The 16,027-nt window shown below is 35.7% G+C and carries 16 protein-coding genes; 15 read left to right on the forward strand and 1 reads right to left on the reverse strand.

The features are described from left to right. The 9 genes from ABHN01_RS21770 to asnB all read left to right on the forward strand — a co-directional run. Positions 1-654: M23 family metallopeptidase (locus ABHN01_RS21770; protein ID WP_429877262.1), on the forward strand; the 654-nt coding region annotated here is incomplete at its 5' end. 15 nt (positions 655-669) lie between these two features. Next, entirely contained in the window at positions 670-1,242 is a 573-nt protein-coding gene (locus ABHN01_RS21775; protein WP_429877263.1) for a hypothetical protein, read from the forward strand. A gap of 720 nt (positions 1,243-1,962) precedes the next feature. Next, positions 1,963-2,406: a JAB domain-containing protein gene (locus ABHN01_RS21780; protein ID WP_429877264.1), complete on the forward strand. Its 444-nt coding sequence runs from the start codon at positions 1,963-1,965 to the stop codon at positions 2,404-2,406. 1,119 nt (positions 2,407-3,525) lie between these two features. Further along, entirely contained in the window at positions 3,526-4,074 is a 549-nt protein-coding gene (locus ABHN01_RS21785) for a TVP38/TMEM64 family protein (protein ID WP_429877265.1), read from the forward strand. Between the two features lie 204 nt (positions 4,075-4,278). Beyond that, a complete protein-coding gene (locus ABHN01_RS21790; RefSeq protein ID WP_429877277.1) occupies positions 4,279-4,668 on the forward strand; it encodes a hypothetical protein in 390 nt (129 codons plus the stop codon). Between the two features lie 85 nt (positions 4,669-4,753). Next, positions 4,754-4,975: a hypothetical protein gene (locus tag ABHN01_RS21795; protein WP_429877266.1), complete on the forward strand. Its 222-nt coding sequence runs from the start codon at positions 4,754-4,756 to the stop codon at positions 4,973-4,975. A 39-nt stretch (positions 4,976-5,014) separates the two neighbouring features. Next, complete coding sequence (locus ABHN01_RS21800) at positions 5,015-6,388, forward strand: HAMP domain-containing sensor histidine kinase (RefSeq protein ID WP_429877267.1); 1,374 nt, start codon at positions 5,015-5,017, stop codon at positions 6,386-6,388. Continuing rightward, positions 6,388-7,065: a response regulator transcription factor gene (locus ABHN01_RS21805; RefSeq protein WP_429877276.1), complete on the forward strand. Its 678-nt coding sequence runs from the start codon at positions 6,388-6,390 to the stop codon at positions 7,063-7,065. Before ABHN01_RS21800 ends, ABHN01_RS21805 begins: the two co-directional genes overlap by 1 nt. 496 nt (positions 7,066-7,561) lie before the next feature. After that, entirely contained in the window at positions 7,562-9,475 is a 1,914-nt protein-coding gene (asnB, locus tag ABHN01_RS21810; protein WP_429877268.1) for an asparagine synthase (glutamine-hydrolyzing), read from the forward strand. Positions 9,476-9,513: 38 nt separating this feature from the next. Here asnB and ABHN01_RS21815 read toward each other — a convergent pair whose 3' ends face one another. Beyond that, on the reverse strand, positions 9,514-10,479 hold the full coding sequence (locus tag ABHN01_RS21815) for a plastocyanin/azurin family copper-binding protein (RefSeq protein WP_429877269.1): 966 nt from the start codon (positions 10,477-10,479) through the stop codon (positions 9,514-9,516). A 125-nt stretch (positions 10,480-10,604) separates the two neighbouring features. Here ABHN01_RS21815 and ABHN01_RS21820 point away from each other — a divergent pair, with 125 nt between their 5' ends. From ABHN01_RS21820 to ABHN01_RS21845, 6 genes are all read left to right on the forward strand, one after another. Then, entirely contained in the window at positions 10,605-12,266 is a 1,662-nt protein-coding gene (locus ABHN01_RS21820; RefSeq protein WP_429877270.1) for a multicopper oxidase family protein, read from the forward strand. Between the two features lie 54 nt (positions 12,267-12,320). Further along, the gene (locus ABHN01_RS21825) at positions 12,321-13,256 is read left to right on the forward strand and encodes a F510_1955 family glycosylhydrolase (protein WP_429877271.1); all 936 of its coding nucleotides are present in this window, start codon (positions 12,321-12,323) and stop codon (positions 13,254-13,256) included. 33 nt (positions 13,257-13,289) lie between these two features. After that, positions 13,290-14,744 (forward strand): UDP-N-acetylmuramoyl-L-alanyl-D-glutamate--2,6-diaminopimelate ligase, encoded by a 1,455-nt coding sequence (locus tag ABHN01_RS21830; protein WP_429877272.1) that lies wholly within the window; start codon positions 13,290-13,292, stop codon positions 14,742-14,744. A 200-nt stretch (positions 14,745-14,944) separates the two neighbouring features. Beyond that, a complete protein-coding gene (locus ABHN01_RS21835) occupies positions 14,945-15,145 on the forward strand; it encodes a hypothetical protein (protein WP_429877273.1) in 201 nt (66 codons plus the stop codon). Beyond that, positions 15,108-15,749, forward strand: coding sequence for a D-alanyl-D-alanine carboxypeptidase family protein (locus ABHN01_RS21840; RefSeq protein ID WP_429877274.1), 642 nt, complete (start codon positions 15,108-15,110; stop codon positions 15,747-15,749). Before ABHN01_RS21835 ends, ABHN01_RS21840 begins: the two co-directional genes overlap by 38 nt. Positions 15,750-15,808: 59 nt before the next feature. Beyond that, a partial coding sequence (locus tag ABHN01_RS21845) for a hypothetical protein (RefSeq protein ID WP_429877275.1) occupies positions 15,809-16,027 on the forward strand: 219 nt, incomplete at its 3' end.

A 16,027-nucleotide genomic window follows, 5' to 3' on the forward strand; every position in this document is an offset into this window, starting at 1 on the left:
CCCTACCTATCACTATTCGGTGGAGGATTTATAGATTACGTGAACCAAAGAGGCGGTCATTACACCAAGGAACTTGCCATGAATTTTTCCAAAAGACAATATCAGAAGCTCGCACATACGGGTATTTACCACTGTATTCGTCCGGAAGCAGTTCCCGTTAATGCCTGCTATGGTGACGTTGGATATGTAGATGCCGTCCTAAAGTATTATGACTTTACTTCTCCAGTGCAAGGAAAAGGAAAATGGACAACACCTATTGAAGGAGCAGTTGAGGTAACAAGTGGATTTGGAACGAGAACTTGGTCTGATGGAACCAAGAAGAACCATAAAGGTTTGGATTTTGGCTGTATAAATAGGGTAACGCCCATTTATGCTGCACGTCAGGGTAAGGTGATCTACTCTGAATTTCACAAAAACAAGAATGGAGCTCCCGGTTATGGTAACCTCGTCATCCTGCAACATGGGAAAGGACTTTATACCGGCTATGCTCATTTATTCGAAACCAATGTAAGAAAGGGACAAGCTATAAAGGAAGGACAACAAATTGGAGTGTGCGGGAGCACAGGGCATTCAACCGGACCACATTTGCACTTTGAGGTCAAAACTTCTGAATGGGGCGGCCATCTCAATCCTCAATCTGTTTTAGGACTTTAGAGGAAGGTGATGAAAATGAAACAGGAGTTTTTGATAAAAACGGGTCTTTTAATGGTAGCGATCTTTATCATCGCAACAGTATGGTTTGGTTTCCGAACCATCGATGACCAAGCCACAATGATCGATTCATTAACTCATAAGGTTAAAAGGCAAAAAGACCAGATTACGTTGTTGAAAGCCAACAAACAACAAGAAAGCCGCCAGACTATTCAATCAGAAGACAAAAATATTGAAGAAAGTGTAAATGTTTTTGTTCAATCTCTTTACCAAGTAAAAAAGGATCAGTTGAATGAACGGCGTGAAAAAGCAAAAGAGGTACTTACACAGGACATGTTCCAAAAGTATTTTCCTGAAGCAGAAAGAGATGAGAAGTATCAATATGAGCATGAAATTGGAGATTCTACGGTTTATACACGTTTACAAGGTGAAAACGGCAGTGCAATCGTCACATTTGAAGAAACCATGATTTCACTAGCTAATGGCCAAAAGGAATTGTCAAAGATCACATTGGAAGTGTATTTACAGAAAGAGGGGAGCAAATGGCTGGTGAATCGTTTTCAGCAATTAAATGCTGAACCCTTAAACTAGCCCCTGAGGATATCCAAGAATTCAAATAGGTGTATGGATACCTTAAGTAAATTATTGCTCTTTTAGCTTACTTAATTTTCAAAAAATAATGAAGAAAATGGTATAATATAAAAATACAATAGAACAGGATTTCTCAAGGGTGGTCGGCATTCATCCCCAAAGGAAGAGGGTGGTGCTGATGTCAGTATATGAAGCGTTGATGTTTGCAATTGCGTTTGCAGGCTTTATCGTATCGTGCTGTCATTCAACCAAAAAAAATAACCCACCCTTGAGTTAACGGCTCCGGTGGATTATTTCTACCTTAACGTCGATCCCCCTTGCAGGGAACCTACTATTGTATGACCGTTGGTGTTGGTAGCACCAGCGGTCTTTTTTAATATATGTCATTATTTATTATTATAACCGCGAATGTTAAATGAAAACAAGCAGTACGTCCTATAATTTTGCAGTTTTATTCATCATTAATTTTATTAATATACACTTTTGCTATTCACATGGTTGTGGTTTGGGCGTTCTAGCCATAGATAATCCTCTTCTTTGTTCTTCCCAGTATAATCGTTTGCTCATGAGAACCTTCAAGGGATGCTGCGCATTCGCTTCGCAAACTTTGTGAACTTTTTTGAGGAAGTCTTTCAAAAAACTTCACAAACTTCAGGCCCCTTGACCGTTCTTTTCACAAAGATTTCTGCTCCTTCAAACAAAGAAGGGAGCTGTTAATGTATGGAAGCTGTTTACGAAATTCAACGCATCAAGCAAGTGATTTCAGAACTTGAAGGAGGAGAACAATACCTGGTCCGTTCTCCCCAGGATGGTGCGAGGGTGGCTGCTTTATTCATCGGTGAGGATGATCGCGAAGTCTTCTTCGTGATGTGCCTGAATACCAAAAACCGAGTAATCGCCGTTCATCGGTGCCATGTCGGGGCTCTAAATTCCAGTATCGTTCATCCAAGAGAAGTCTTTAAATCAGCGATCTTGAATAATGCCTCTTCCATTCTCGTCTATCATCAACATCCGAGTCAGGACACGATGCCTTCCCGTGAAGATATCGAAGTCACTGGACGGCTCGTAGCCGCCGGAAAGCTCATCGGTATTGAAGTTCTGGATCATTTGATTATAAATGCGAAGGCCGAATACACCAGTCTGAAAGAAAAAGGATACCTATAATCTCGAGGAAGGGTTTTAACCCTTCCTTTTTTATTTTTCTTTAAAAAGTCGGTGTAGAGAAGAGTTCTGTGTTGCTAAGATCTGTCCATTCGAGTATGGGATATTGCTGATTAATAATACAGCTCGCTACAACACATCATTGTTCTCTGCCATGGCGATAAATTTATAAGACTGTTTTTAGCACTTCGAAAACTGTTTTTCTGTCATGTTTGCTTAGTTTACGAAACTTATCTTTATTACAGGAACTAAGAAGCTTAGGAGGGGTAGTGATGGGTTTAAAAACTTATTTAGCTAACCAACCTCGAAAGCCAAGCTTACTAAAAGAAGTGGGATATTCTGAATTAGATACCGAGCATTTCATTGACTAATCAAACGGTTTTTATTGGGTTGTAGCTAGAAAATAGAGAAAACAGCTGGAAACTCTGCTTTTATAATGGAGGTCCAGAAGGGATATTACAGTCTTAGGTAAGATGCTCGGTATGAAATATTGGATCATTTAATTGTTAATACTCAAGCGGGTTTACAAGTCTTTGGGTCATAAGGAAAAAGGCGATATTTAATGGTAGGTGGAAGGGATGAAAATCATAGGGAATAAATGGTATATACAAGTAGGAAAAGGTAGCAATTCATGTCTGTAAGCTAAATTAAAAGGTGTAAAGGAAACATGATTCTGCTACTTTTACCTTAAATAGAAACTTACATAATGATTCACTAAGAATGTATTAGGATTGACCACTCTGATATGCTAGTTTCATAGAAGGGTGGATTAATTATGAAGAAGCTATTTATTTTTATGTTTTTTATTGAAGGCTAAACATTCATCAATACATTGTTGAAAATTTTCATGCATTTTTTTCAATCCCTTTCCTTTAGATTATATTTCGTGTTTAGTGTTCCCGTTGATATTTCAAGTAAACAGGTTTTATAAAACTCCAGAAAAACTGCATATTTTTTTAGTAGTACATAATTACAGCAATGTGTTTGCTACAGATGATAATATTTTGAGCTTTCAATAGCTATAATTATCGATCATTGTAGAACGCTAGCGTCTTAATTTATATTTTTATTTATATTGATAGATCCAAATACAGAAGAAACGCGCGGATAGGTGAAGAATTAATGATGGAATGGCAAGAGGCAATCATAAGATTATTTAATGAATACCAGTCAGTCTCAGTAGTTATCAGTATCGTGTTGAACATAATAATTGCTATTTTAGGCTTAGTTCCTAGTGTCTTTTTGACGGGAGCAAATATTCTCTTTTTTGGGTTTTGGACAGGAACCTCCATTTCTTTTTTGGGGGAAGTTGCTGGAGCCATTGTTTCTTTTTGGTTATATCGAAAAGGTGTGAACAAATTCGATCGCTCTTTATTGTATCGTTATAGAGGCTTAAAGAAGTTAATTAATGCAGAAGGTAAGAATTTGTTTTATTTCATTTTAAGTTTGCGATTGCTCCCTTTTGTTCCTTCTGGGTTAGTCACTTTAGCTGCAGCCATGAGTAAAGCGACAATAGCTCTTTTTGCTGTTACTACCGTTATAGGAAAACTTCCTGCTTTATTGTTAGAGGCTTTTTCGGTGCACCAAATATTGCAATTTACATGGATCGGTAAATTATTACTAATAATAGTTAGCCTTTATTTAGCTTATTTGGTTGTAAAAAACTTATAAAAAATAAGTGATTCAAACTTACAATAAAAAGTTTTATTCCCCATGCAAAAAAAATCCATATTTCTTAGGTACAATATGAGAAACAATAAAGGGAGCTTGGATTATGCCTAAAAAAAAGAAGAAGATAAGATAGACGAAACGTGGTTAATTCCATATTCGGATATGTTGACTCTATTACTATCTCTATTCATAGTACTTTTCGCAATGAGTGATATAGATAAGACTAAATTTAAAGAGATGACGAACACGTTTAACCTCATGCTGGGGAGTAAGGGCATTCAAGAAAACCGTCCACCAAGTCCCGTTTTAGTATGTAATAATACTGAAAGAGACGAAATGAAAGGGTTAGTAGATTCGGCAAATGATTTGAAAACTTTGCAAAAACAGATCAACCGATATATTAATCTCCATAATTTACAAGGGAAGCTACATACAAAATTGACGAAAGAAGCATTACACATAGTTATCCTAAATGACATATTATTTGATTCAGGAAGTGATTTAATTAAACCTGAGTCTAGAAGAATGGCTAAGCAAATTTCAAACCTCCTTGATACCAATCCTCAACGAGAAAGACACCTGGTCCATTATTGATAGTAATAGGTTTTTATCTGTTGGTAATTTTAAAAATGAAGTGGACGCATTAAGGAAATCTTTTTCATTAGGATTTTGTCCGACTATGTTCTCATTATTTTTTATTTTACTGATGCCGTTAGTTTTATTCACTTCCTATGGAGCCATTCTTGCAGGCATTTTTTCTATAGATACTGCTATTCCTTTTCTGGGTTTTATAGGACTCATCGGTTATTTTGGCCTATGTGGGGCAATTATGAAAAAGGGTAGAAGATACGGTCGTATTGTTCAACAAATATTTGGAACCTTAATTATCCTTTTGGTGTAATGGATACTCTGGTTTATTGGTTCTAGCAGGAGACAAAAAATGAGACTTGCTATGAAATTGGGAAGTTTATTCCTTGTCATTTTATTGTTGCTTGAATTAGTTATTTTTGTACTTTTGTATCAGGCATTGCTAAATAGTCGAATAAATGAAGAAACACAAGAACTGATTTCACGTGGTAATAACCATCGGGATGTATTAGAGAAAAAATTCGATGATCTTACGTTGCACCATGTTGCCCTAATGGAACAACAGGCAACAACAAAGGTTGTGATTACTGACACACATAGGAATATTCTTAGAAGCTCTAGTGAAATTGATTCTAAAATGAAAGATATCCTCAATAAAAAAATTAATGTTACACACCATGGAGTTTTAATCGAAAGTGACTGGCAGGATAAAGCTTATTTTGCATCTGTATCGCCTATCGTCATTAATGGAAAACACAAAGCCTATGTATATATGTTCCTGGATACTCGTTTTATTCAAGACATGAATCGACATCTTAAAGATGAAATTATAAATGTAAGTTTGATTTCATTGATAATTTCTATTATTACGGTGATATTTTTATCGAGGACCATTACCAAACCATTAATTAGAATGAAAAAAACTACCCAAAAGTTAAGCCGGGGTTATCACAAGGTTTCTTTAGATATAAACCGAAACGATGAATTAGGTGAACTTGCTTTAGAGATTACAAGTTTGTCTGAAGAATTGTACCGGTTACAAAGAGAAAGAAAAGAGTTTTTGGCAAATATCTCACATGAATTGAGAACACCTTTGACATATATTAAGGGATACACTCACGTTGCTCAACGGCCACTTTTAAGTAAAGATGAACGAGAAAAATACTTAAATATTATCGATGAAGAGGCTGAGAACTTAACAAAACTTATTGAAGATCTTTTTGAACTAGCAAAAATGGATCAAACACAATTTCTAATTAACAAGAAAGAGGTTTCGATAACCCAATTAATCAGAAAAGTAATAGATAATATCAAACCCGCCTTTTCTTCAAAAAAAGTGACTTTAGATTTTGTTACTGACGGGGATTACAGATTGAAGATAGATGATAAGCGTATTGCCCAAGTTATTCTTATTCTGTTAGATAATGCATTAAAACACTCTGCGGCTGGCACTGGCGTTATTGTAAAAGTGAGTGACAGTAAAGATCATCTTTTAATTCAGGTCATTGATCAAGGGGAAGGAATACCTAAGGAAGAGTTACCGTTTATTTGGGAAAGATTGTATCGTGTGGAAAAATCCCGTTCTAGAGAAAAAGGCGGTTCAGGACTTGGTTTGGCGATAGCTAAAGAAATTGTTGAACTTCATGATGGGAAAATTACAGTCACAAGCCAATTAGGACAAGGTACAACAATGACAATCCTGATGAGTAAGGAGGTAAGAAGATGATGAAAAAAGTACTGATTGTAGATGATGAAGAACGCATGGTAGAACTGATCTCACTGTATTTGCCACCTACTGCTTATGAAGTATATAAAGCACATTCTGGAGAAGAAGCAGTTTCAATCATAAAAAAAGAATCCATTCACTTAGTTTTACTGGATATAATGATGCCTGGCATGGATGGATGGGAAACTTGCCAATTAATCCGTGAATGGTCTCAAGTACCTATCATTATGTTGACGGCGAGAAGTCAAAAACTGGATATGGTAAAAGGATTAAAGCTAGGAGCGGATGATTATATTATCAAGCCATTTGATGAAGATGTATTACTTGCCAGAATAGAGGCAGTGTTAAGAAGGAATAATTTCAACTCATCAAATGGTTTTGTCGTTGAGGGGTTGGTAATTGAAGAAAAACGCCATCTCATTACCTATAAAAATGAGCCTATTACACTCACTCCAAAGGAATTTGAAATGATTCATCTTTTAATCAAATTCCCGAGAAGAGTTTTTAATAGAGAACAATTAATAGAGATAATCTGGGGGATTGATTCAGAAACAGAGGGGAGGACTATTGACTCTCATGTTAGAAATATCCGTGAAAAGTTTAGGAAAGTAGGGTTTCCAATTAATGATTATCTTAAAACAGTTTGGGGTTTGGGATATAAGTGGGAATTCAAATAACTTTAGACTAAGGTACAGGAGAGCACTAAGAAGTTTATGAAGTTCCCCCTGATGCATACAGACATATTCTCCTCGCTACAGGCATAAAAAAACCATTGCTACAAGTTGTCAAGATTCCAATACTGGTAATCAAAGCCCCAACCAAATAGCTCATCCAATTACGCATTTTTTTGCTTTCTGCATTTTATTCATAAGGCTAGACACCTGATATGGACCCATTTATGGGTCCTTTTTTGGTATTCAGCCTTTCATAAAATATGCATATTTTTCTGTTATAAAAAAGAAGGAAGAAAGAGAGATAGTCCCTTCTTTCTTCTTATTAGCATTTTTAAGTTTTCTGAAATGGGGTTTCGTCCACAAACTCATTTTTAAGACTTTCTAACATTTATTAAGCAGGTGGGAGTTAAAAAATGTAGATATTTTACAACAATGTTTATTTAGCAGGTTTTTAATAGATTTTTTTATTAGAGTATATTTGAAAAAGGTGGGTTTTGTCATGTGCGGTTTTATAGGTCTATTAGGCAGTTCTCCCATGCAGTGTAATAATGATGATGTTCAACAATTCATGAATATGACCAACATCATTTCATATAGAGGACCAGATGACGTGGGTTATTATTTTGACGATCACGTACGATTAGGATTTAGAAGGTTAAGTATTATCGATATTGAAAACGGCCAACAGCCTCTGGGTTATGAGGATGATCGATTCTGGATTGTTTTTAATGGTGAGATTTACAACTATCTTGAATTAAGAGACGAATTAAAAGACATAGGCTATAGTTTTCAAACAGCATCAGATACGGAAGTTATACTCGCTTTATATAGTTACAAACGAGAAAAAGCAGTTAATGATTTAAGAGGAATGTTTAGTTTTATTATATGGGATAAAGAAAAAGAGGAGTTATTTGGTGCCAGAGACACCTTTGGCATAAAACCATTTTTTTATTTAGAGGAGCAGGATAAGTTTTACTGTGCCTCAGAAAAGAAAAGTATACTCCTTGCCTCTACTGGTGGAGAACTGAATAAAGAAGCGCTACAACATTACCTTACCTTCCAATACGTTCCTGAACCCCATACCTTATCACGTAAGATTAAGCGGTTAGAACCGGGTCACTTCTTTACCAAAAAAATAGGACAATCCATGAAAATAAAAAAATATTGGGAACCTAGGTTTAATCCAAAGAATCAGCCGTTACATCTGCAAATTCAAGAAATACGGGACACTTTACGTGACTCTGTGAAAATCCATATGCGAAGCGACGTTCCAATAGGTGCTTTCTTATCAGGAGGAATCGATTCATCGAGTATTGTTGCGCTTGCTAAGGAATTTCATCCAAACCTGAAAACTTTTACTGTAGGATTTGATCGTGACGGTTATAGTGAAGTTGATGTTGCCAAGCAAACAGCGGCTGAATTAAATGTAGAAAATATTCACCATATCGTTAAACCTGAGGAGTTTATTATGGAATTGCCTAAAATTATTTGGCATTTAGATGAACCTGTGGCAGATCCTGCTGCTATACCCCTTTATTTTGTGGCAAGAGAAGCAAGGAAGCATGTTACTGTGGTTTTATCTGGTGAAGGCGCAGACGAACTGTTTGGGGGTTACAATATATACCACGAACCTTATTCTTTAAAATACTTTAATTATCTGCCCAATGATATAAACACTGCAATTTCAAAATTAGCTAAACTTTTGCCAGATTCTACGAGAGGAAAAAGCTTTCTTGAACGTGGTACGATGAGCTTAGAAGAAAGATACGTCGGAAATGCTAAGATGTTTACTGAAGAAGAAAAAAGAACGATCTTAAAGGGATATAAACAAGAATGGGGTTATCAAAATATAACCAAATCCCTTTATCAACAAGTTGATCATTATCAAGATGTGCATAAAATGCAGTACATTGATATGCATACTTGGCTACGCGGAGACATTTTAGTAAAAGCGGATAAGATGACAATGGCCAATTCGCTGGAACTCAGGGTTCCGTTTTTAGATAAAGAGGTATTTAAAATTGCTTCTAAGCTTGATCCATCTAGAACCATAGCGAATAAAACGACGAAGTACACTTTAAGAAAAGCGATGGAAGGTATCGTGCCTAATTCGGTTTTATATCGTAAAAAGTTAGGTTTTCCGGTCCCTATAAGACATTGGCTTAAAAATGAATTATCTGATTGGGCCTACCTTTTAATTAATCAAAGTGAGACTGAGTATCTGTTTGACAAGGTTTATTTGTTGAATTTATTGAAGGAACACCAATTGGGTAAGAAAGATAATAGCCGTAAACTTTGGACCGTGTTTACTTTCATGATTTGGCATCAGATTTTTATTGAAAAGAAGTATCATTTTTCTTCAGGTACTTTCAATCAAAAAGAAGAGAATCCTATAGAAATTTATACCAGATAGAGTTGAGCAAGTTTAGTGATAAACTTGCTCTTTTTTTTTCAATTAGAAATACGTATGATTCCGATCATACCGAGTTCTTTATGGCCTGGTATTGTACAATAATATTGATACGTTCCAGATTTTTTCGGGACAAAAGTGAGTTTATTGGAACTCTCTGGTTCTGTATGAAGATGAAAAACACTATTTTCTTGTTTTTCAATATTTTTTCCATGTTTGTGTGATGAACTTGTTTCATTTCCTTTATTGATTGGTTCAAACATAAACGGAGAAATTTCAATATCATGCTCAATGGAATCGAAGTTGGTTAATGAAAGCGTTACTTTTACATTCTTTCTTAGTTCTTGTTGGGAAGAATGATATTCGTTGTTGTTAATATTTATATTCCAACTGACAAGTATCTCATCCTTGAAATTAGGTACTGACTTCTTTCGCTTTTCATCCTTTAAATGAGATAAATGTTTTGATGGGGATTTTGCTAAAGAATCCTCAGCCTTTAAAAGTGATGCAGGAAAAGTTACATAAACAACAAATAACGTGATACAACAGGAAATTAAAAAAAGATAAAAGTATTTTTCTACAAAGTTAACCAATGAGTTAGATAGAAAATGTAACGAACATAAAAATCCAAATCCAACGGTTAAAAGGACGCTTATCATAATTAAAAAATGTGCTTGATTGACTGATAACATCGCGGATAACATAGCTCCCATCATTCCGGCCATTAAACCGGAAAAAAAACCTTCCATCATGGAATGAAAATGAACTTTCAGTCCCATCAGCAAACCAACTAATCCACTAACTAACATAGGAACCACAGTTGCAAGTAGTAAATCTTTTTGGAAAACTAATCCAAAATAAAATCCAATCGCCATCCCAAAACACATACTATAAGCCATAACAAACACCATATGACTCATATTTTCTTTAAGCGGCTTACAAAAAAAGGTGGATATAAACACGATTGCTGTACTCACAGATAAAACGCTCAAAATATATATTGACATGCTTTCCTCCTTGTCCATTATGTTAATTCAATTTATGAATAAACCTGTTTTGTATATGCCAGTTCAGACAAATTCCACAGTATCTGCACAATTTATTTGTATTTTATATATAAGGAGGGAGAACCGTGGTTAAAAAATGGTTGTTTTCTAGTGTTTTTATAGCATTATTGATTGTTTTAGCAGCTTGTACTGATAAAGCTACCAATAATGAAAACAGCGGTAGCAAAACTGAAACTTCAGTAGGTCCAAAAGTAATGGCTAAAGCGGAAAACCTTGAAGGGAAAAAGGTTAGAGAAGTAAATCTTACAGCGAGAGAGCAAAAGTGGAAATTAAGAAAAGATAAGACAATCGATGCTTGGACATATAATGGATCTGTGCCAGGTAGGGAGATACGTATCAAGGAAGGGGAGGCAATAAAAGTAACACTAAAAAATACTCTTCCTAAGCCCGTAAGTATTCATTGGCACGGCGTACCTGTTTCTAACACACAAGATGGGATACCAGGGGTAACACAGGATGCAGTGGAACCTGGGAAAGAATATACGTATAAATTCGTAGCAGATACTCCTGGTACCTATTGGTATCACAGTCACCAAGACAGTGTAAACCAAGTGGACAAGGGATTATATGGAGCGTTTATTGTTGAATCAAAAGAAGACATGAAATATGATCGGGACTATGCCCTCGTCCTTGATGAATGGGAATCTAAAGAAAAGAAAGATTTAGATATGAAAGGCATGGACCATTCGGGAATGAATATGAGTGGTGATAAGAAAAGTAAAGATAACAAAGATATGGAAGACAATATGGAAGGTATGAATCATTCCAACATGGATATGGGAAAAAATGATGACATGAATGGAATGGACGATACCAAGGACGAATCCAAAGAAGATAACTCATCTTCCATGGGTGGAATGGATCATGACATGTCCTCTTATGATATTTATACTGTAAACGGCAAAACGTTTGACAAAAGTAAGCCTTTAATTGCAAGAAAAGGAGAAAAAGTTAAACTGCGTTTTATTAATGCGGGTTACATGTCTCATAAAATACATGTGCCAATAGCATATAAAATTACAAATGTTGATGGTCAGCCAGTAAATCAGCCATCAGACCAAAACAACAAAGTGTTGGAAGTTGCTCCAGGTGAACGTTATGATATCGAATTCACTTCTACTGGAGAAAACTTCACTATTGATTGCCACGGTGATATGAAGGCAGCAAAGGATATGAGAATTAATGTGCAGGGGAAACCCGGGAACTATAATCCAATTTCTCATTCAAAGGATTCGGGTGAGGTAAAGTTAGACCAATTGGGTAAACCAAAGCCTGGTGTATTGTCTTTAAAAGACAATTTTGATGTAGAGTACGCAATGGATCTCGGTACAAAAATGAAGTCAGGTGAAATGGTTTACACTATTAACGATAAAACATATCCAAAAACGAAAAATTTACAAGTAAACAAAGGGGATAAAGTAAAGGTTACCCTGAAAAATACAAGCATGGATAAATCGGATCATCCAATGCATCTACATGGTCACTTCTTTCAGGTATTAAGCAAAAATGGAAAACCAGTAAAAGGTGCACCGTTAAAGAAGGATACACTGAATGTAAAACCTGGAGAAACTTATGAAGTCGCATTTGTAGCTGATAATCCTGGAAACTGGATGTTTCATTGCCATGACCTACACCACGCTTCAGCTGGTATGATGACCATGATTAAGTACAAAAATTTTAAACAGTTTTATAAGGATAATGGGAAAGTAAATAACATTACTGAATAGAAAAACCTCAGCCGAGGTTTTTTCTCTTTTTAATGAGAAGGAAGGGTATTTTTATTGAAGAACAATACAAGAACAATAACTCATAATCGCTTTTCCACGTTTATTTGGATTCTTTTACTGACTTTACTTATTGCTGGAATCTGTATTTACTTTCTGTCTAAAAAAGGTTCTGACGTCTCATTTGAGGACATTCATGGAATCGGATATACAAAGAAAGGAAATGAAATTTTGATACCAGCTCATGATGGAATAAAAGAATTCAGCGCGGGCGAATGGAAGGATGCGCCGGGTGAAAAAAACGATTATATGGGCTTTGCCATGGTTAACGACGGTTTTTATAGTAGTGGGCATCCCGCTACGGGTAGCAGCAAACCGAACCCATTGGGAATAATAAGGAGTAGTGATAAAGGGAAGTCAGTGAACACGTTAGATTTGGAAGGAGAATCGGATTTTCATTTGTTTGCAGCTGGTTTTAATAACCATGCTCTTTATGCGTACACCCCCCAACCTAACTCTAAAATGGACTCTGCAGGTCTTTATTATTCATTAGATGGGGCGAAGTCTTGGAAAAAAAGCAATATGACTGGGGTAGATGATGAACCTACGGGTTTGGCAGTACATCCAGATAAAAATTCGGTTGTTTCCGTTAGCACTAAGGATACTGTTCTGATCTCAAATGACTTTGGAAAAACCTTTAAAGTTTTATATAGTAAACCACAAATCACCGCTCTCTCCTTTACCTTTAATAATTCTTTATTAGTTGGAGGATTTGAAGTGAAAGCTACATTAAGTGAAATCAATCTTAAAAATGAAAGTACGAAACAAATTAAAGTTCCTTCGATGTCTGAAGATGCGATTGCATTTATAGCACAAAATCCTTCACGTTCTCAGGAATACGCATTTGCCACTTATAAAAAAGATGTATATAAAGGAACCGAACATGATTGGAAACAAATTGTTAAAAGTGGTAACAGTACAACCGTAAAATAAATTAAAGCTCATTAGTAAAGGAGCACCAAGTATATGAAACTGGAAGTATTATTAGAAGCCATAGGTACTAACTCCCCAAACACTCCTTTGCCCGACATAAAAGGTATTGAAATGAACTCTAAACAGGTCAAAAGCGGTGATTTATTTATCGCTGTTGAAGGGTTCGAGGCAGATGGGCATATGTTTATTGACCAGGCCGTTGAAGCTGGAGCGGTCGCCGTTTTGGGTGAACAACGCATTAGGAATTTAAATGTTCCATATATAAGAGTAAGCGATAGCAGAAAAGCTTTAGCAGAATTGGCTAACTGCTTTTATGGCTACCCCCACAGAAAACATACAATGATTGGAATTACCGGTACAAACGGAAAAACAACTACAGCGTTTTTGTTAAAACATATATTAGAAAAGATGGGTAAAACCTGTTCTTTAATTGGTACTGTGCATAATATGGTCAATAATCAAAGGTTAAACTCAAAAAACACAACACCTGATTCGATTGAATTAAACAGATTATTAGACATAAGTCAGGACGAAATCGTTATTATGGAAGTATCTTCTCATGGAATTCAGCAACAAAGGATTGAAGGTATTTTTTTTGATTACGCTATTTTTACTAACCTTAGTCATGACCATCTTGATTTTCATGATAATATGTGGGACTACTTTCAAGTTAAATCTAGACTATTCCAACATCTCAAGCCAAATGGACAGGCTATTGTAGTGACTGATAATGAATGGGGAGGAAGAATGCAGGATTTCCTGATAAAAGAGTCGGTTCCTTCCCATACAGTCGGAAGGTATCCTCATGATGAACTTCAATTAAAGAGGATTTGTGCAGAGTATCATCCCATTGCCCAATACCAAATAGAACAAGTTCTCCATCAGGTCAAGATTCCGCTTGCAGGCGAGCATAATATATGGAATACCTTAACGGCCATCTTAACTTGTCATGAAATGGGCTATAAGCAAGAAAAAATTAATAATACATTACCTTCATTTAAAGGAGTTCCAGGAAGGTTTGAGCGATATACACATAAAAGGGGCGCAATCTTCATAGTAGATTATGCGCACACGGCTGATGCGATTGAATATTGTTTGCTAACCGCCAAAAGGCAACAAGCTAATCGCATTATTCATATTCTAGGATTTCGAGGGAATCGTGACAGCTCGAAAAGAAAGGAGATTCTTCAATCTTCTACTTCCTTGAGTTCTATAGTTATTCTTACTCTTGATGATTTAAATGGTATATCTCAAAATGAGATGACTAATCAACTAGAGAACCTTCGTTCGGAATTCCTGGACAAAGAGATACTGATCATACCGGATCGTACTAAGGCGATTCAATATGCTTGGAATTATGCTGAAAAAGGCGATTGGGTGTTTATTACAGGAAAAGGACATGAACAATATCAGCAGGACTTTAACTTGCCGTGTGAGTCCGATCCATTTGTAATTCAGTATTTACAAGAAGTTAACGACGAAAATTAATAGGAAAGGTAAAGGCAGATCTTCATTTATGAAGATCTGCCTGTTGTTTAGTAAAACTTATTATTTTCAAGTCGTTTTGTGTTTTTTTCCCTACATTTCTTTTCTTAAGTTGAACCTTATCATCAATGATCACTGCATAAAAACTTGATAAATAACCGGTAAAATAAAAAATCATATAGCTAATTTGAGGTGTTTAGCGCATGGGAAAAATATTAGGATATATCTTCATAGCAGGATTTTTATTGATTATTGAATTACTGATGTTTCTATTTCCACTTTCCACCGTTGCTGAAGAAAATACTGTTGAAAATCTAAAGAGTGAGTCCGTGATTCTAATTGATGCCGTGACTGGAGATATCCTTTTTGAAAAACAAAGTCAAAAAAAAAATGTATCCAGCTAGCATTACAAAAATTTTGACTGCCATTATCGCAATCGAAGGAAGTAATTTAAATGACACTGTGACGGTTAGCAAAAAGGCACGAGAAGTAGACGGGACGAGGGTATATTTAGAAGAGGGCGAACAAGTGCCACTAAAAAAGTTATTACAGGGGTTATTAATAAACTCAGGGAATGATGCAGCCATTGCAATAGCTGAACATGTATCAGGTAATGTAACGGATTTCAGTAAAGTAATGAACCGTACCGCAAAGGAAAAAATCGGCGTTAGAAACAGTAATTTTATAAATCCCCATGGCTTATTTGACCCTAATCATCAGACTACAGCATATGACATGGCAAAGATTACACAATATGCCATGAAAAATAAAACATTTCGCGAAATTGTAGGTACCAAGGAGCTTCGGTGGAATGGTGAAGGATGGAAAACAACTTTATATAATCACAATAAACTTTTATGGCGATATGAAGGGGTTAATGGTGGGAAAAATGGATATGTTGATGAATCTGGTAGCACACTTGTAACTTCTGCAAAACGTGGAAGTACTGAGCTTATAGCGGTCACTTTAAAAGCGCATCATCAGAAGCAGCTTATGAAGATACTGTAAAACTATTTGATTTTGGATTTTCACATTTTAGAACTAATCATATAACTCAACATGATTTTATGAAAATTACAAAGGACTACGTTTTAGACAAAGACCTAAAGTTTACCAGTGGATTAAATGAACAGGTAAATTTTGAAGTGAATAAATCTGACCTATTTATAGCAAAAGGGGATAATAAAAAAGTTTTATTGCAGTATCAACTTAAAAAAAGACCTATTCAAAAACAAAAAATAGGGGAAAATAAAGCAATAGGAAAATTGTTAAAGCCGATGTTAAAA

Origin of the sequence: Fictibacillus sp. NRS-1165, assembly GCF_050468105.1 — a bacterium.
Taxonomy (GTDB): Bacteria; Bacillota; Bacilli; order Bacillales; family Fictibacillaceae; genus Fictibacillus_C; species Fictibacillus_C terrinigri.

Coding starts and splice junctions, on each gene's coding strand:
- ABHN01_RS21785 (WP_429877265.1), top strand. CDS start 3,526: ATGATGGAATGGCAAGAGGCAATCATAAGATTATTTAATGAATACCAG.
- ABHN01_RS21815 (WP_429877269.1), bottom strand. CDS start 10,479: ATGTCAATATATATTTTGAGCGTTTTATCTGTGAGTACAGCAATCGTG.
- ABHN01_RS21795 (WP_429877266.1), top strand. CDS start 4,754: ATGTTCTCATTATTTTTTATTTTACTGATGCCGTTAGTTTTATTCACT.
- ABHN01_RS21835 (WP_429877273.1), top strand. CDS start 14,945: ATGGGAAAAATATTAGGATATATCTTCATAGCAGGATTTTTATTGATT.
- ABHN01_RS21775 (WP_429877263.1), top strand. CDS start 670: ATGAAACAGGAGTTTTTGATAAAAACGGGTCTTTTAATGGTAGCGATC.
- ABHN01_RS21790 (WP_429877277.1), top strand. CDS start 4,279: ATGAGTGATATAGATAAGACTAAATTTAAAGAGATGACGAACACGTTT.
- asnB (WP_429877268.1), top strand. CDS start 7,562: ATGTGCGGTTTTATAGGTCTATTAGGCAGTTCTCCCATGCAGTGTAAT.
- ABHN01_RS21800 (WP_429877267.1), top strand. CDS start 5,015: ATGAGACTTGCTATGAAATTGGGAAGTTTATTCCTTGTCATTTTATTG.
- ABHN01_RS21830 (WP_429877272.1), top strand. CDS start 13,290: ATGAAACTGGAAGTATTATTAGAAGCCATAGGTACTAACTCCCCAAAC.
- ABHN01_RS21805 (WP_429877276.1), top strand. CDS start 6,388: ATGAAAAAAGTACTGATTGTAGATGATGAAGAACGCATGGTAGAACTG.
- ABHN01_RS21780 (WP_429877264.1), top strand. CDS start 1,963: ATGGAAGCTGTTTACGAAATTCAACGCATCAAGCAAGTGATTTCAGAA.